This is a genomic window from Sporosarcina saromensis (assembly GCF_054901285.1).
In genome coordinates this window covers 110758-127798 of the sequence record NZ_CM142738.1, presented here as the reverse complement: position 1 = coordinate 127798, position 17041 = coordinate 110758, and the positions used below count along the sequence as shown (strand labels likewise).

Below are 17041 nucleotides of genomic sequence, written 5' to 3'. Positions count from 1 at the left end.
GAGGATGCACCCCCATGAAAAAACTTCAAACAGTACTGTTGTTTTTTGTGATCGCGACCTTGTTCAGCACACTACCGGCTAAAGCGTCCGCAATAAGCGTCGCAGACTTCGCAAAAAGCTTCGAAGGAACAAAATACAAATTTGCGGGCCATACACCTGAAGAAGGCTTCGACTGTTCCGGTTTTATCGTCTATGTGTATGACAAATTTGGCAAAAAGCTACCGCGTACATCAGAAGGGCAATTTAACTATGGCACGCCAGTAGACCAACAAAACTTGCAACCAGGCGACTTAGTATTTTTCAAAGACACATACAAACCGGGCATTTCGCATACAGGGATCTACTTAGGCGACAACACGTTCATCTCCGCTGAAAACGAAAAGCGGGGAGTCGCTGTCGCCAAATTAGCCGGACATCCGTACTGGGGGCCAAAATACGTCGGCGCAAAACGGTTACTAGGCAATAGCACGCCGACGGAACCCGTGAAATCATTCGTCGACGTCAACACACAACATCCCGCACACGAAGCAATTACCGCTTTAAGCGGACAAGGCATCATCAACGGCTTCCCGAACGATGAATTCAAACCTGAAGACACGATTACACGTGGGCAAGCAGCGGCAATCTTGAACCGCGTCCTGCAATTGACACCGACAACCGATGTCGTATTTGCGGATGTCGATAAAAATCATCAGTTTGCCGTCCATATCGCGGCGATGAACGAAGCAGGAATTTTAAGAGGCTACGAGAACGGACACTTCGGTTTACAAGATACATTGACACGCACACAACTGGCTGTCATCGTCGACCGAGCATTTGAACTGCAAGCGAAAGCAGGCGGGGAAGTCCAAATCGCATCTGATTACGCAGACATTCCGCCAACGTATTGGGCAAAAAACGCCATTCAAGCACTCAAACATTTCGACAAAACCGGCATCTTCCAAACGCCAACGTACGAATTCACAAAAAGCGTTACACGCGCGGACTTCACAGCAGCGGTCTACAGTGCCATTCACGCAAAGTGAACAGTCGACTGAAGTGAAATTCTACGAGACCGATAGAACGTTACTGTTGAATAGCTAGCAAAGCATAAAAATCATCAGCTCACTAAAATCGTAGAATCGAGTGATGCAAATTAATCGCCATCCAAGCAGAATGACTTCGCTTATTAAAATAACGTCTACGAGACCGATAAGTAGAAAGAAGAAAGCAACAGTTGAATAACAAGTAGCGTATAATTAGTATGCTAGTAGACACGTAGAATCACATTATTCAACGTTGAAGAAAGAGAATGCCTTATTTATAGGGGGAAAACCATGAAACGCAAACTCGCATCAATGCTCGTCATCCTCATGATGCTGATCCAGCTGTCTCCAGCAACGACGAAAGCAGCAGATGAACTGACAGGACTGACATTGGAAAAAGAAGTCCGTGAAATGATTTCACTCGGTATTATCAAAGGATTTACAGACGGCAAAATCTATCCGAAAGCGGACGTCAACCGAGGTGACTTTGCCGCATTCCTAGCACGAACACTAAAACTGCAAGCTGAAACACCAAACTTCACAGATGTGAATCCATCATCCGCCATTGCCGGCGAAATTGGCGCCATCCAAAAAAGCGGCATTATGAAAGGGACATTGGATGGTCGATTCATGCCTACGAAACTCATGACGAGGGAAGAGATGGCCGTCACGACAGCGAGAGCAATCACCTTTTTGAACATCGAAGTGGTGGCGGATGAAATCTTGCTGACTGATCAAAACAGCTTCGCTTCAGCAGAAGGAGTTGGCGCTGCGAAGAAAGTTTTCGCTGCTGGCATCATGAATGGAACGTATGTCGATCCGACACGTAAAATCATTACATTTGATCCGGCTGGCATCTCAAAACGTGACCAAGTCGCTGCTGTACTTAGCAGGTTCCTAGCCTTCAAAACAGCGCACGAAAAACCGGTAGAACCGGAAAATCCAGGAGAACCTGAAGAACCGACAAAGCCAGAACCACCAATTGCAGATCCGGAGAAGTTCCAGCTCTCAATCGTTGAAAACGGTTCTATGAAACTGCTCGACAAAAAATACAATACGTACGCTGAAGCGGTGCAAGCATTAAACGCCAACCCGAAAGCGGAAGGCATTTACAAAGGCAAAGAACTATTGCGCATTAAAAGTGGCATGGCATTTGCCCAAGGGCCACTCGGCAATAACACCGTCATTTACTCAAGCCCATCATTCGGCACACAATTGACGTACATCGAAGCAGGACGTGAAATCGGCGTACTGGAATACGCGGAAAACTACGTGAAAGTTCAAGTCGCAGACACAGTCGGCTACGTGAAACATAGTCAAATTGACTTCGTTCCCGTCGCGATTTCATCATCCAAAGATTACTACATCGGAAACAGCAACAACGAATTGCTGCACTACACGTACAACTATTTAACACATCGTTACGGTGCGTACAGCATCGGTCCAGTTCCATCGTTCATGACGATCGGCACAAGGTATTATTCAAAAGACGGCGTCCATTTCTATGACGGATACGGAAAAGTGGCAGGCACGCATTACCCATACTTCCAATTCCAATCTATCCGTTCTACAACGTCCTACACAAAGGAAGAAATTGACGCATTCATCATGCAAATCTTGACGGAAAAACAAAACACAGGCCAAGCAAGATACGCAAACGCAACGGTCAAGTCCAAGCTCATCGGACTCGGTGTACACATTAAAGAAATGGAAGCGCAACACCGTGTCAACGGATTGTTCATCCTGTCAACAGCGATGCACGAAAGTGACTTCGGCATGAGCGGAAACGCACAAAAGAAAAACAACTTATTCGGCATCAAAGTATTCGACAGCACACCGGAAGCCGGTGAAATGTACGCAACACCACAACGAAGCGTTGAAGCCTTCGTCTTGGAATACGCGAACAAAAACTATGGCATTCCAGGACGTGCATATGCCAAAGGCGCAGTACCTGGCAATAAAACATCAGGCTTCAACGTCCATTACGCATCCGATCCAACATGGGGCGCAAAAATCGCTGGGCACATGTGGCGTACCGACAAAGCGATGGGCAGCAGAGACATTCAGCGTTACCGTCTAGCAATGACAAACGTCAGCACATCGTTAAACGTCCGAACAGCACCCGTTGTCTCGTCTGAAACGCTACTGTTCTCATTCGCTGCAAAAGATTTAGGACGCAGCGGCCAAAGCGGCTACCCAGTCGCCATCGTCGAACAACAAAAAGGTTCAGACGGCTACATCTGGTACAAAGTATACGCAGACGCCGTCCTAAAAGACGCAACCGGCAACCACATCGAATTCGGTTGGATCCGCGGCGACCTCCTAAACGAACTAAACACACACTAAACACCAAAAGGCACTTTCTGTTCAAACCCGAACAGAAAGTGCCTTTTTACAATGCAGTCCTACCTATAACCAAACCAGTAAAGTGTCAAAACCCATTGGGCGCGACAGGAGTCATACAGTATAAAGAAAATCCCCGCGATACAAGAAATCCAAACACCGCATAACTTCTCCAAACACGGCATTCTTCTCGCAAACGCGGCATAACTCGTCAGAACGAGGCAAAAACAGTTCAAACGCTGCATAAATTCTCCAAACGCCGCATAATGCCCCAGAACGCTGCATAACCCAGGTAAATCACTATCACCTAAAACCAATCCATTAAAGTGTCAAAACCCATTAGGCGCGACTGGTGTCGTACAGTAAAAAGAAAATCCCCGCGATACAAGAAATCCAAACGCCGCATAATCTCCGCAAAAACAGCATAAATGCCTCAAACGCGGCATAACTCATTAGAACGAGGCATTAACATCTCAAACGCGGCATAACTTCGCCAAACGCCGCATAACCCAGGCAAATCACAATTCCCTAAAACCAACCCATTAAATTGTCAAACCCCATTAGGCGCGACAAGAATCATCTAGAAAAAGCAAATCTCCGCGGAACAAAGAAATCCAAACGCCGCATAATCTCCGCCAAAACAGCATAAATGCCTCAAACGCCGCATAAATCGTCAGAACGCGGCATAAATCCCGCAAACGCGGCATAACTTCGCCAAACGCCGCATACTTAGCAGCAACTCCGCATACTTAGCAGCAACTCCGCATAACGAAGAGAAATCACTTATCCCCTCCGCAACAACCCAACAAATCGATTAAACCCTTCCCGATAAAACAACCGGATCATTGCCACATACACAACAACCCCAATCGGCACAAGCACCGCCAACTCAATCAGCGAATACCATTCACCCGCATGCAACAAGACTTTCGCGCCCCACACAACGAGCCCCATCACAATCGCCGGGCCGACCACGCGAGCACTCATCCGGCCGAACCGCTTCAACTCAGCCATCCCTAAATCCTTATACACAACAATCATCGACACCACAAAATAATACACACTCACAACAGATGCCGAAATCGCCAGGGCAGGGTAGCCGTACTTATCGACCAACAACCAGTTCATCAAAAAGTTGATCCCAATCGTTGTCACACTAATCCGGAACACAACCGCCGTCTTGCCGCGCGAATACATCGACTTCGACAAAATGAGCTGCATCCCTTGGAACACAATAATCGGCAAATACAACAACAACGTAATATACGTCTTCTCTGCGTCATCCGCCGTATATTTCCCGCGCTCATAAACGAACGAAACAACCGCATCACCGACAACTAGCAATCCAATCGCGATCGGCAACAACGTCACGAACGAAATTTCCATCCCGCGGAACACCGTATCTTTAAACTTCGCCAACTGCTCCGTCTGCTCACTCATCAACGTGAAAATAATCGCAGCTAACGTCGTCGCGTAAATCGCATTCGGTATGCTCACAATCAACGACGAGTTATTCAAATACGTCACAGCCGCCGCTTCAGTACCCGATGCAAATGCTCGGTTCACGAATAAATTCACCTGACCAACAACCGAATTCAACAACGACGGAATAATCAACACAAGAAACGCCTTCGCAAACGTCTTCTCCATATGGAACACCGGTTGCCACTTATAATCCGATCGCGCAAGCGCCACGACCTGAATAATAACACCCATCACAGTCCCCGCAACAAACCCGTACACTAACGAATAAATGCCCCACACATCACTGAACAAAATCGCAAACAACGCAGACATAAACGTCGCCAACAACTTCGCCAGCTGAGAAGGCACAAAAATCCGCCGAGACTGCAAATACGAATCGAGCAACCCGCTCAAAGCAATCATCGTAATAAACGCAAAAAACGTCTGCGTAATCTGTACCGCATACGGCTCCGTTTCCGGCAACATATCCGGATACATCAACGGCACGAACCACTCCGCGAAAAACCATCCAAACAAACTAACAAACACGAAAACAATCATCGTCCAGTTCAACAATGCATTCGCATTTCGGTCATCATGATTGGGATTCGCCGCTCGACTCTTCGTATACATCGGCAAAAACACATTATTAAATCCTGTCGAAATCATTGCCACAACTAACGTAATGAACCCGAATGCCAAAAAATACCCATCCGTCTCCGCTGAAGCACCAAACTGATTCGCCACAATCGATTCCCTGACAAATCCCGAAACCTTCAACACAATCGCAAGCAATGCCGTCCACAAAGCCGCCTTTTTCAACTTACTCATCGCCACAACCACCTAACCTCTTCAATGGACAACTGTACCAAATGCACCAACCCACTCAGCCACAAGCCCTCAATCAGAAGAAAGCCCCCGGCCAGGGCAGGGGGCAATCACATCATCCATTATTTTTGCGCTAACGCTTTGTTATAAATCGACTCATACTTCTCAGCAGCCGCAAAATGAGAATACTCCGCGACAATTTTCGCACGCGCCGTATCAGCCAACTGCTGACCAAACGCAGGATCTTCCAACAAACGGATCATTGCATCGCTCAACGCCTCAACGTTTTGCTCCTCAACAAGCAATCCATCTGTCCCATCCTCAATAATCTCCTTCAATCCACCAACCGCACAAGCAATTAACGGAACGCCGGAACCCATCGCTTCCAACGCGGAAATCGACGTAGCTTCCTCAACTCCAGCAGAATAGATCGACGGCACAAGCGCAACGTTGCTCAGCGCATAATACTCAATCATATCCGCATGGTCAACAGCGCCGACCATCGTTACGCGATCTGCCACACCAAGCTCAGATGCCTTCTCCTTCATCGTCTCCAACATCTCGCCCGTCCCCGCAAATACTACGCGTGCTTTCGGGAATTTCTCAAGCACTGCAGGCAACGACAAAATCGGATAGATGACGCCATTTTTCTTCGTCAAACGACGCGGTACGAAAAGATCTGATCCTCTTGCTCAAAACCATATTTCGCACGGAATTCATTCCGACGCTCAATCTCAGGCTTAAACGACTCTACATCAATGAAATTCTTAATCATATTCCCGACAACGCCGGTCTCTTTTTCAATGTATTCCTTAATACGCGTATCAACCGTAATCACTTCACGCGTTGCCAAATACGACTTACGCTCCGCTTCCATCAATTCATCCGCTTCAGGAGACCCTTCAACAACTGTCCCTTTCGAAATCCCTTCAAATGTCAAATACCCATGCACCGTACTGACGACAGGGACATCCGACTCAAGTGCAGCCAACGCCGTATATGCATCTTGCGCGTTCACAATGTCATACGTGCCGCTCGCAACCTTCTCTTTAATCAACGCTTCCAACTCATCTTTTCGGCGCTTCAACGTCCATACATACCCCGAACCTTTTTTCACTTTATTCAACACAAACGCCGGTCCACGTACAACCCCATCACGTTTCCACTTCGGCACATCCGAAAAAGACACAATATCAACCGAATGGCCACGTGATTCCAGACCCGCCTTCAACGTCGTCAAGTGAACCGACAAACCTCCTAAATGAGGGTAATCATAAGCAGTCGCTAATAAAATTTTCAAATTCAACGTCCTCCATCTAAAAAGCGTTCTCGTAATAAGTCCACATTGCGCAAAGCTTCCTGACGTAACACATCCACTTTCGGCGCAATCATCTCTTTCGTCTCCGCTTGATTGTCGAGCACATGCAATGCATTTTCAAGCAAACCCTCTTTTGTGAAATCGCCCAATGGGAAGGAACGGTCCCACATCCCTGAACGTTTCAAGAAGCTCTCAACCTTCTGATCGTAACTCAACCCGATATGCGGTACATTGGAAAGGGCGGCGAAAATCAGTGCATGTAACCGCAACGCAATCGTCAATTCCGTTTTCGAGACAAAATTATAAAACTCATTCGGCGTAAACGAATCACCAAGCAAGCGCGTCTTGTCCGGATGCTTCATCTTCGCCATCACTTTCTTCGACACATTCGTATCATACGGTGGCTCCATCGGCACGAACACCGGCATGACCCCGCGCTGTACGATCAATTCATCAAGCACCCACGCTAACTTCTCAATATATTCATCCTCATGTTCAAACCACGGACGAGGTGCTACCGCAACAAGCCGTTCATCACCTTTCAAACCAAGTGATGCATAAGCAACATGATCTTCTGTCGGTTTAAACGCAAACACGATATCCGCCGTCACGACCGTCTCCGGCTTCGTCACCTTCAAATTATGTAAATACTCTTTTGAATACGCATCTCGCACCGTAACAAAATCCGCTTTATTGGCAAGCATACGCATAAGGAACTTGCCCCATTTGCTCGTCACCGGCCCAATCCCTTGCGAGAAGAACATCACCTTCGTCCCGCACAACTTCGCGAGCAACACGATAAGCAAATAATACGGCAATGGCCCGAACAAAAACTTCGTCGGGTACGTATCTTGTAAAAGACCGCCACCGCCTGAAATAAGCAAGTCCGCATTCCGTAACGCTTTCACTTTCTCTTTATTCTCATGGCGCCACCCACGATACACCGACTTGACGCCATGCTCCTTCGCCGTCTTCTCTGGCGAAAGGGAAAACACCGTCAACTCCGGGTCATCAAGTTCAGCACGCAAATTATCAACAATCGCCTTTAAAATGGCCTCATCACCTGTATTACCAAGCCCATAAAAGCCTGAAATCACTATTTTCAATGAATATCCTCCTCAACACAATCGGGTCTGTCCCGTTAGTTAATACCACCAACACACTTCCTCAAAACAGCCCGGTAACCATGCGAAAAAACGCACAACATCCACATCTGGGTGGAATGCTTGTCCTATCAAGATTTTATCTTGTTTCGGATAGCTATGCAACCGCTTTGGGTATCTGCTATACTAATACAATTGAAAGCGAACGAATCGAGGTCTATAATTATGAAAGAAACGTACCTAGGCGTCCACGTGTCGCCACTTACATATGAAGGCATCATCTCAGAAATCAAAACACGGATGGAAGGAAACCTCCAATCCACAATCATCGCCGTCAACCCCGAAAAAGTGATGACCGCGCAAAAGAATCCTGAAGTGAAAAGCCTCATCAACGGCTCAACGTTCCAAATCGCTGACGGCGTCGGCATTTTGCTTGCGTCCAAGCTGAAAAAAGGAGCAATCACTTCACGCGTCACCGGTGTCGACATGATGGCAAGACTCCTAAAATTCGCCGCAGACGAACAACATCCCGTCTATTTATACGGCGCTAAACAAGAAGTCGTTCAACAAGCAGCCAAAAATATTCAACAACAACATCCAACAATTAGGATTGCCGGCACGACAGACGGGTATGAACAAGATGAAGAAGCACTCATAAAGCGCATTAATGATAGCGGTGCAAAAATCATCTTCGTCGCACTCGGCAGCCCGAAACAAGAATTATGGATTCGACGCAACATGGACAAGTTGAAAAACGTCTTAGTATTCCAAGGCGTCGGCGGCAGCTTCGACGTCTTCTCAGGAACCGTCAAACGCGCACCAGCCGCTTTCCGCAACACCGGAACCGAATGGCTCTACCGTCTCGCAAGCGATCCAAAGCGCATCAAGCGACAGATGAATCTACCGAAGTTCCTGCTGCGCATATTATTTAATAGAAGTAACTGAATAGGAACCACTAAAAAATAGTTAGGAGTCATTGTTTATGAAAAAGTCAATTTGCATCGTCGGCTTAGGGTATATTGGCCTACCGACTGCAGTTATGTTTGCCAACCAGGGACACCAAGTACACGGCGTTGATGTCAATGAAAGCGTCGTTGAGCATATTCGCAACAAAAGACTTCATATCGAAGAGAACGGATTGCAAGAACGACTCGACCAAGCAATCGATTCAAAAGCGTTCACTGTCTCAACAACACCTGTAAAAGCAGACGTCTTCATCATTGCCGTACCGTCACCAATAAAAGAAGACAAAACAGCGAACTTGGAATACATCCGAAGCGCATCCAAAGCGATCGCACCATTCGTGGAAAAAGGGAACCTCGTCATTCTTGAATCGACGGTGCCACCACGTACCGTCCAAGATGTCGTCATCCCTGAATTAATTCCTACAGGTCTAGAAATTGGGACAGACATTTTTGTCTCGCATTCACCAGAACGCGTAATTCCAGGACGTGTTTTCGAAGAATTAGTTTCCAACGACCGCATCATCGGCGGCGTAAACGAGGAATCCGCGCGAATGACATCTGACTTATACCGTTCATTCGTCAAAGGACAAATGCACGAAACGGACGACACGACAGCTGAACTCGTCAAAGTAATGGAAAACACCTACCGTGACGTCAACATCGCACTCGCAAACGAACTTGCGAAACTAAGTGCAACAATCGGCGTAAACGTTTGGGAAGCAATCCGACTTGCGAACTTCCATCCACGAGTGAACATCCATCAGCCAGGACCTGGTGTAGGCGGACACTGTATCGCCGTCGATCCATGGTTCCTCGTTGAACTGAACCCGGAAATCGCAAAAATCATTAACCTATCACGTAACACAAACGACGGCATGCCAGCGTACACAGTTGACATGCTATGCAAAATTCTAGAAGCAAAAGGCATTGACACATATGATGCAAAAGTGGCGGTACTCGGCCTCGCATTCAAAGGCAACATCGACGACATGCGCGAAAGCCCGTCCCTGAACATCATCGAAGAAGCCCAAAAGAAAAGCCTAAACGTGATTGCCTACGATCCACACATCAAAACAAACAATATCGAAGTCCAAACACAAAGCTTAGAAGAAGCCCTAACCGGTGCAGTCGCAGCCGTCATCCTGACAAATCACGACGACTTCAAGCAACTGGACCCAGCAAAACTAGCAAGCATCATGCAACACAGAATCATCATCGACACGAAACAAGCAATCGATCGTGAAAAATGGCAAGCTGCAGGATTCGAAGTGTATGTGCTAGGGGATTCGAAAAATAGTCCTATGTAATAGAAGGAAGTTAATCAGTGTATTGGAAAACCGTACGGACCCATAACGGATCGTACGGTTTTTTATTTAGGAATCGAGTGAACATTCTCTTAAAAATAGCTAATTTACAAGCAAAATGCCGTTTCAAAACAAAATCTACCACCCGATAAAGTCGTTTTAAAGCCCATTCTATCAGAAGTTAGTAATTGTTCAGAACATATCACTCATTTTTCTTGTATTATATTTGAAGTTTGCTATAATTGTAAAAGAGCGAAAGGACCGGCTGTGCATATCGCCCTACTTCTATTAAAATTAGTCGTATGAATCTATTAAACATAGTATTTATGACTTAATTAAAATAAAAAGTAGATTATTGTGCACATAGTTGGTATAATTCATAGTGAATCTAGGAACATCACTAGATTCGTATGATAGCTTTAATAAATTGTTATCACATAATAGGGAGGAATTCTACACATGGCTCATCAACCAAAAGCCTACAAAAAGTTTGTAGCTACGGCTGCAACTGCAACACTAGTTGCATCAGCAATCGCACCAGTTGCTTCAGCAGCAACACCTAATTTCACGGACGTAAGCAAAGCTTACCAAGACGCTGTTAACTACCTAGTAGAAAACGGTATCGCTAACGGAACGACTGAAACTACTTTCGGTACTTCTAACAACATCTCACGTGGTGACGCCGCGGTCATGATCGCAAACGCTCTTAAACTTGACACTGCAAACGCAAAAGATGCAGGTTTCCAAGACGTTAACGCGCGCGTTGCAGGTTCTGTAAACGCAATCGTTGAAGCTGGAATCGCTAGCGGTAAAACGGCTACAGCATTCGACCCAGCTGCATACATCACTCGTCAAGAAATGGCGAAAATGTTGGCTAACGCTTACAAGCTAACTGCTAAAGAAAATGCTAACTTCAAAGATGTAAACAATAACTGGATCGGTTATGTTTCTGCTCTTAAAGAAGCTGGTATCACTCTTGGTAAAACTGAAACAACTTTCGCTCCAACTGAAAAGCTAACACGTGGAGAGTTCGCTCTATTCATGTTCCGTGCTGAAGGTGGAGTAGTTGGTGAAGCTGCTTTGACATCAGTTAAAGCAACTAACGCAAAAACTATTGAAGTAACATTTAACCAAGCTGTTGATACTGAAAAAGCTAAATTTGAACTTAAAAAAGGTACTACAACAGTTAATGTTGCTAAAACAACATTCTCAGATGATAAAAAATCTGTTCAACTTGAATTAGCTAGTAAACTATTTGAAGGTGAATATACTGTAAATGTTACTGGCTTGACAGAAGAAAAACTAACAGGTTCAGTTAAAGTGGTAAACGAACACGTTGCTAAAATTGAGCTTCTTAGTGAGAGTGCACCTAAAACAGGAGATGCTACTGCAACTGTTGGTTACCGAGTAACAAACCAATACGGTGAAAATATTACTGAATCTCCAATAGCTACTAGCATCGATTGGAACACGATGGCAGGATTTACTGCTACAGATGACAACAAAGGTGTTCTAACTATTACCAAAACTGGTTCTGGTGCAGAATTAAAACTAGGCGATAAAGTAGTAGTTACGGGAATTAACTCTGCTTCAAACACAGTCGTTACTGGAACGTTAACTGTTACTAATGCAGCAGTTGCTGATACAGTTTCATTTAACGGTGTTTACCACGCTGACGGCAAGGAGCTAGCTGGAAATTCAACTATTGCTGACTTTAAACTATTAGTTGATGTTAAAGATCAGTATGGCAACCCTGTTGCTGCAGCTAAAGTAAATAGTGACGTATTATTTACATCTTCTAATGAGTCACTAATTAAAGTTGGTGCTGCTTCTGATAAACAAGGGAAGAATAAAAACCAAGTTGGTTTAGCATTAACATTTGGTAATAATGCTTCTCATGGTGGAAAAGCTGTTATTACTGCTATTTCAAAGTCAACTGGTAAAGTTTCGCAATACGAATTAACAGTAAAAGCTTCACCGAAATTAGACGTGTTCTCTATGACTGCACCTGTAGATATCGTAGCAGCTGGAGATACTGTGAAGATTCCATTCACAGCTGCAGACCAATTCGGTAATGCTATCACTAAAGAGAAAGACTTAAAATCAGTAGTAACTTTCTCTGGAACTTACGGTGCTAATGCACCGGTTATCAAAGCTGATGATAAAGGCGATGCATACATCGAATACACTCCAGATTCAAAGGGTACTAAAGTCATCATTGCTTCATTCAATGGCAAAGTATCTCAATTGAACTTGAATGTAGTTGAAGCAGCTAACCCTGTAACAATTGAAAGCTTAAAAGACGTAACTACAACTGTTGCTAAAAATGGTGTAGTGAAAATTGGTCTTGCTGATATCGTTGTAAAAGACGAGTATGGTCGTACTGTAAATCTTAAAGACAAACTTTCTAGCACGGCTGCAGCTGGTAAATACCGCATCGTTGCAGAAGATACTGCTGAAGGTGCTGTAGAAGTAGCTGGTAACATTGACGGAAATGATGCGCAAATTACTATTACGGGTCTAACAAAAGGAACAGAAGAAGTTACATTCACACTTCAAAAATCAAATGGTGCTACAACACCGGCGTTTGAAGATGTAGTAACTAGTCCTTTGAAAGTTACATTTACTACTGTTGAAAAATCAGCTTATACTTCTTATGAGTTAGCTGACGTTGCAACATTGTATGCTGACGGAACAGAGACTACTCATACAAGAGCGCTAAATGTTTATGGAGTTAAAGCTGATGGAACTAAAGTAATCCTACCAGCAAGTGATTATACTGTAATTACGGATACAAAAGCTGTTACTTATTCCAACGGGAAACTAAATGCTGTTTATTCTGAAGCTGATATTAAGAATACTTTCGATGTTCCGGAAATCACTTCTAAAGTTTCAGTTGTAGTTGATGGCGCTGATGCACCAACAACACTTACTAAAGAAGTTGCAATTTCTGCAATTTCACCTAAAGCAGATATAATCGAATTTACTTCAGCTGTTAAAAATGGTACTGCAACTGTTGCTACTACCGACTTGGCTGGAGCAGGGGATGCTGCGAAATTAAAAGCAGTTCTTAAAGTAACTGATCAATACGGAGTTAGTTTGACTTCAATCGATCCAAAAATTACAATCACAAACCTTAAAGACAACAGTGATAATGCTCAAGCTATTTCTGTAACGAACAATGGTACTACAACAGTAGATATTCAGAATGCTGGTGAAGGCGATACATTTACTGCTTCATACCTATTAGATGGTAAGTCAGTATCTGTTAAATTCAAAGTTACTGCACCAACTGCACCATAATTGTTGTAGAAAAATATAAGTAATATAACACTATTTTCGTCAACTATTATTAGAAATCCTCTAACTGTAAATTGGTTAGAGGATTTTTTTGACTTGAATGAATTTTATAATTCTAAGCCCTTGTCTCATAAGGAATTGTAGGTACCATAAAGAAAGGTCCCCTCAATTCTTGTATTATGGTAGTCTACTAAAACATTCCATAAAGACTGGAGGAGTACTGGCTATTCACAACATGCGATAACAAAGCTTTTTTGGCATGGAATATTTATAGGAGAAGGAACCTACCCAAAAAAAATGTGATTTACGTATCTCATATTATTCTAGTCGATAAGAACAAAAAATTTCTTGCCAATGCATTGTTATAATTAACCCTACCTAATGTGATTTTTAGGTAGGGCTTTCGTGTTTGAAAATATTAGCTACCTTGATTAACATAAAATCAGTAAGTCTATTGAATTACTCCAAAACCAAATATAGATAGCAATTCGACATTATGCGACAAAAGTTTTACTTTAAATTTACGAATAATTTAAATTGTTGTGTAGATAATCCTACTAAAGTTTGATACAATCAATGGGAATCATCGGAAACATTGGTGTTCAATACTAATGATGGGGGCTCAAGGAATCATGTCGAAGACAAAGAAGTATCGTAGTTTTATTGCGATGTCAGCTACTGCGGCATTAGTAGCGTCGGCAGCCGCGCCTGCAGCAGCGGATTATAAGGACTTAACAAATCTTTATTCGGATGCTCTGTCCTACTTAGCGGCAAAGGGGATTGCGAAAGGTACGGGGAATGGGTATTTTGGTATTTCTGATACATTAACACGTGGTGATGCAGCGGTATTGATGGCAAAAGCACTTGGTCTAAATACGAGCAATGCACAAAGTTCATTTTTTACGGATGTAAATGATCGGCAGCTAGGTGCTGTGAACGCACTCTATCAAGCTGGTGTTCTTTCGGGGAAAAGTAAAACGACATTTGCACCGAATGATGAGATTACAAGGACAGAAATGGCAAAGATTTTATCTAAAGCTCTTAAATTAGAGACAGAAGTTGGAACGACGACAAAATTTAAAGATGTCAATGCAAATTGGGCACCCTATGTCAATGCACTAGTAAAACACGGCTTGACGAAAGGGAAAAGTGCAACAATGTTTGGTGCAACGCAGTCGGTGACTCGAGGAGAGTTTGCATTATTTATTTATCGTGGAAAAGACTATCTTTCTAATGAGGTAGCAGACACGGTTGCACCTGTTTTACATTACGATGGAGCAACGAATTTCAGCTTAATTTTCGGTGCGCATTTCACTCTTCCAACGGTAACAGCAACAGACGATAAAGACGGTGATGTGAAAGTTGATGTTATCATTCGTGACAGCGCTAACAAAGTTGTTGACCGAGTGAACACTTTGAAAACCGATACGTATACTCTTACGTATAGAGCGAAAGACAAAGCAGGCAACATGGCAAAAGAACTTGTCATTACTGTTATTGTAGATTTTTATGCGGAAAATCCATTACCACCTGTAAAAGATGAAAACTTTGTCTTATCATTAATGCATTTTAATGACACTCATGCACATTTAGATAATGTGGCAAAGAGGGTAACAGCAGTTAAAGAAGTGCGTACCCAAAAGCCTGATGCGTTATTACTTGACGCTGGTGATGTATTTTCCGGAACATTATACTTCAATGAGTTTTTAGGTCAAGCTGACTTGGAATTCATGAATCTAATGAAAGTAGATGCAATGACATTTGGAAATCATGAGTTCGATTTAGGTGCCTCACCTGAAGGACACAAAGCATTAGCAGACTTTATCAAAGGTGCTCATTTCCCATTTGTATCATCTAACGTAGATTTCTCAAAAGACGAGTTGTTTACAAGCTTATTCAATACAAGAATTGCAGACGATAAAGACAAACTAAACGGCAATATTTATACAGGTATCGTTAAAGAAGTGAACGGCGAAAAAGTAGGTATATTTGGTTTAACGACTGCGGACACAGCCGATATTTCCAACCCGGGGGCAATTACATTCTCGGATTATATCGATGAAGCTCAAAAGATGGTAGCGGAATTTGAAAAATTGGGTGTCAATAAGATTGTGGCAATTACACACATCGGCTACGATGATAATCCAGCAATTGACAATGATCTTGAATTAGCAAAAGCGGTTGAAGGCATTGATGTAATTGTTGGTGGACATAGCCATACGGCACTTAAAGACCCAGTCCTCATTAATGACAAGCAACAACCGACGATCATTGTACAAGCAGGTCAATATGGTGATAGCTTAGGGACATTGGATGTTGCATTTGATAAAAACGGAGTTGTCATTGAACATAATGGTGAATTAATAAAAATTGGTGATAAAGCCAATGATCCAGAAGCTGTAAATTTACTAAAGAAGTACTCTGATAAAATTGATGCGATTAAAAATGAAGAGACAGGTGCTGTGGCAGTAAAAGCTTTGGAAAATCCAAGAGGGAAAGAAAACAGCGTTCGGAGAAACGAAACACCGCTTGGAAACGTAATTACGGACGGTATGCTAGCGAAAGCAAAGCTATACGATACACGTGTCATTATGGCAATGCAAAACGGTGGGGGAATTCGTGCAGGTATTAACCAAGGTCCTATTACAGTAGGTGAAGTGATTACCGTTTTACCGTTTGGAAACACGCTAGCGACTATGAGACTATCAGGTAGTGAAATTAAACAAGCATTTGAGACGAGCTTACGAAACTATCCTAAAGAAAATGGTGGTTTCCTGCATGTATCGGGTGCACGAGTGAAGTTTGACTCTTCAAAGCCAGTCGGTGAGCGAGTTGTTTCTGTTGAATACGATGCTGGAAACGATTTATTCATTGAAATTGCAGATGATGTAATGTACACAATCGCTACAAATGCTTTCACAGCTAAAGGTGGAGACGGTTTTGACGTCTTTAAGAAAGCATATAACGAAGGAAGAGTAACAGATCTTGGGCAATCTGATTGGGTGAATTTCCGAGACCACCTCGTTTCATTAGGAAATGTAGATCCCAAAATTGAAGGTCGAATTGTCGACATTGCAGAAGAAAATCCAGTTGAATATCCTGGCGGGGATTATAATGGGGATGACTTCTCAGGCACAGTGGATGAACCAAAAGTATATAACGGTAATGTTACGGTCAATATTACGGAAATGTTGACATTAGGCAATGCTGTCGTCCGAGGTAATTTGACATTCAACGGAACAGCCGCAGAAACAATCTCTTTTTCAAATATCAAAGTAACAGGCAACCTAATCTTAACAAATCTTGAAGGATCAATTTTCAATTTTAACGGAATTGAAGTTGATGGCGAAATAATAATTGAATAATACTAATCGAGTGGATTGCATTTTAG

At 43.5% G+C, this 17041-nt stretch carries 10 protein-coding genes; 6 read left to right on the top strand and 4 right to left on the bottom strand.

What is annotated here, in order from left to right; genetic code table 11:
• The first annotated feature begins 14 nt into the window (after positions 1 to 14).
• Both ACVHUV_RS00495 and ACVHUV_RS00490 read left to right on the top strand, forming a co-directional pair.
• Complete coding sequence (locus ACVHUV_RS00495; RefSeq protein WP_462085753.1) at positions 15 to 1025, top strand: C40 family peptidase; 1011 nt, start codon at positions 15 to 17, stop codon at positions 1023 to 1025.
• A gap of 291 nt (positions 1026 to 1316) precedes the next feature.
• The gene (locus ACVHUV_RS00490; protein WP_462085752.1) at positions 1317 to 3371 is read left to right on the top strand and encodes an S-layer homology domain-containing protein; all 2055 of its coding nucleotides are present in this window, start codon (positions 1317 to 1319) and stop codon (positions 3369 to 3371) included.
• Between the two features lie 780 nt (positions 3372 to 4151).
• On the opposite strand, the gene murJ is transcribed toward ACVHUV_RS00490, so the two are convergent.
• The 4 genes from murJ to csaB form a co-directional block, all read right to left on the bottom strand.
• On the bottom strand, positions 4152 to 5663 hold the full coding sequence (gene murJ, locus ACVHUV_RS00485; protein ID WP_462085751.1) for a murein biosynthesis integral membrane protein MurJ: 1512 nt from the start codon (positions 5661 to 5663) through the stop codon (positions 4152 to 4154).
• A 119-nt stretch (positions 5664 to 5782) separates the two neighbouring features.
• Positions 5783 to 6319 carry a glycosyltransferase family 4 protein gene (locus ACVHUV_RS00480; RefSeq protein WP_462085750.1) on the bottom strand — a complete coding sequence of 179 codons (537 nt, stop codon included), beginning with the start codon at positions 6317 to 6319 and terminating at the stop codon, positions 5783 to 5785.
• Positions 6316 to 6960, bottom strand: a complete 645-nt coding sequence (locus ACVHUV_RS00475) for a glycosyltransferase family 4 protein (protein WP_462085749.1) — start codon at positions 6958 to 6960, stop codon at positions 6316 to 6318. The genes ACVHUV_RS00480 and ACVHUV_RS00475 overlap by 4 nt, the downstream gene beginning before the upstream one ends.
• 2 nt (positions 6961 to 6962) lie before the next feature.
• Positions 6963 to 8084, bottom strand: coding sequence for a polysaccharide pyruvyl transferase CsaB (gene csaB / locus ACVHUV_RS00470; protein WP_462085748.1), 1122 nt, complete (start codon positions 8082 to 8084; stop codon positions 6963 to 6965).
• 219 nt (positions 8085 to 8303) lie between these two features.
• Between csaB and ACVHUV_RS00465 the strand changes: the two genes are divergently transcribed.
• The 4 genes from ACVHUV_RS00465 (at position 8304) to ACVHUV_RS00450 (ending at position 17015) form a co-directional block, all read left to right on the top strand.
• A complete protein-coding gene (locus ACVHUV_RS00465) occupies positions 8304 to 9026 on the top strand; it encodes a WecB/TagA/CpsF family glycosyltransferase (protein ID WP_462086956.1) in 723 nt (240 codons plus the stop codon).
• Positions 9027 to 9063: 37 nt separating this feature from the next.
• The gene (locus ACVHUV_RS00460; RefSeq protein ID WP_462085747.1) at positions 9064 to 10353 is read left to right on the top strand and encodes a nucleotide sugar dehydrogenase; all 1290 of its coding nucleotides are present in this window, start codon (positions 9064 to 9066) and stop codon (positions 10351 to 10353) included.
• A gap of 456 nt (positions 10354 to 10809) precedes the next feature.
• On the top strand, positions 10810 to 13653 hold the full coding sequence (locus ACVHUV_RS00455) for an S-layer homology domain-containing protein (protein ID WP_462085746.1): 2844 nt from the start codon (positions 10810 to 10812) through the stop codon (positions 13651 to 13653).
• Positions 13654 to 14282: 629 nt separating this feature from the next.
• Positions 14283 to 17015: a 5'-nucleotidase C-terminal domain-containing protein gene (locus tag ACVHUV_RS00450; RefSeq protein ID WP_462085745.1), complete on the top strand. Its 2733-nt coding sequence runs from the start codon at positions 14283 to 14285 to the stop codon at positions 17013 to 17015.
• Positions 17016 to 17041: the final 26 nt, after the last annotated feature.

Excerpts from the sequence above, each read along its gene's own strand:
- ACVHUV_RS00450 (WP_462085745.1), top strand. The coding sequence starts at position 14,283 with ATGTCGAAGACAAAGAAGTATCGTAGTTTTATTGCGATGTCAGCTACT.
- ACVHUV_RS00455 (WP_462085746.1), top strand. The coding sequence starts at position 10,810 with ATGGCTCATCAACCAAAAGCCTACAAAAAGTTTGTAGCTACGGCTGCA.
- ACVHUV_RS00495 (WP_462085753.1), top strand. The coding sequence starts at position 15 with ATGAAAAAACTTCAAACAGTACTGTTGTTTTTTGTGATCGCGACCTTG.
- murJ (WP_462085751.1), bottom strand. The coding sequence starts at position 5,663 with ATGAGTAAGTTGAAAAAGGCGGCTTTGTGGACGGCATTGCTTGCGATT.
- ACVHUV_RS00460 (WP_462085747.1), top strand. The coding sequence starts at position 9,064 with ATGAAAAAGTCAATTTGCATCGTCGGCTTAGGGTATATTGGCCTACCG.
- ACVHUV_RS00490 (WP_462085752.1), top strand. The coding sequence starts at position 1,317 with ATGAAACGCAAACTCGCATCAATGCTCGTCATCCTCATGATGCTGATC.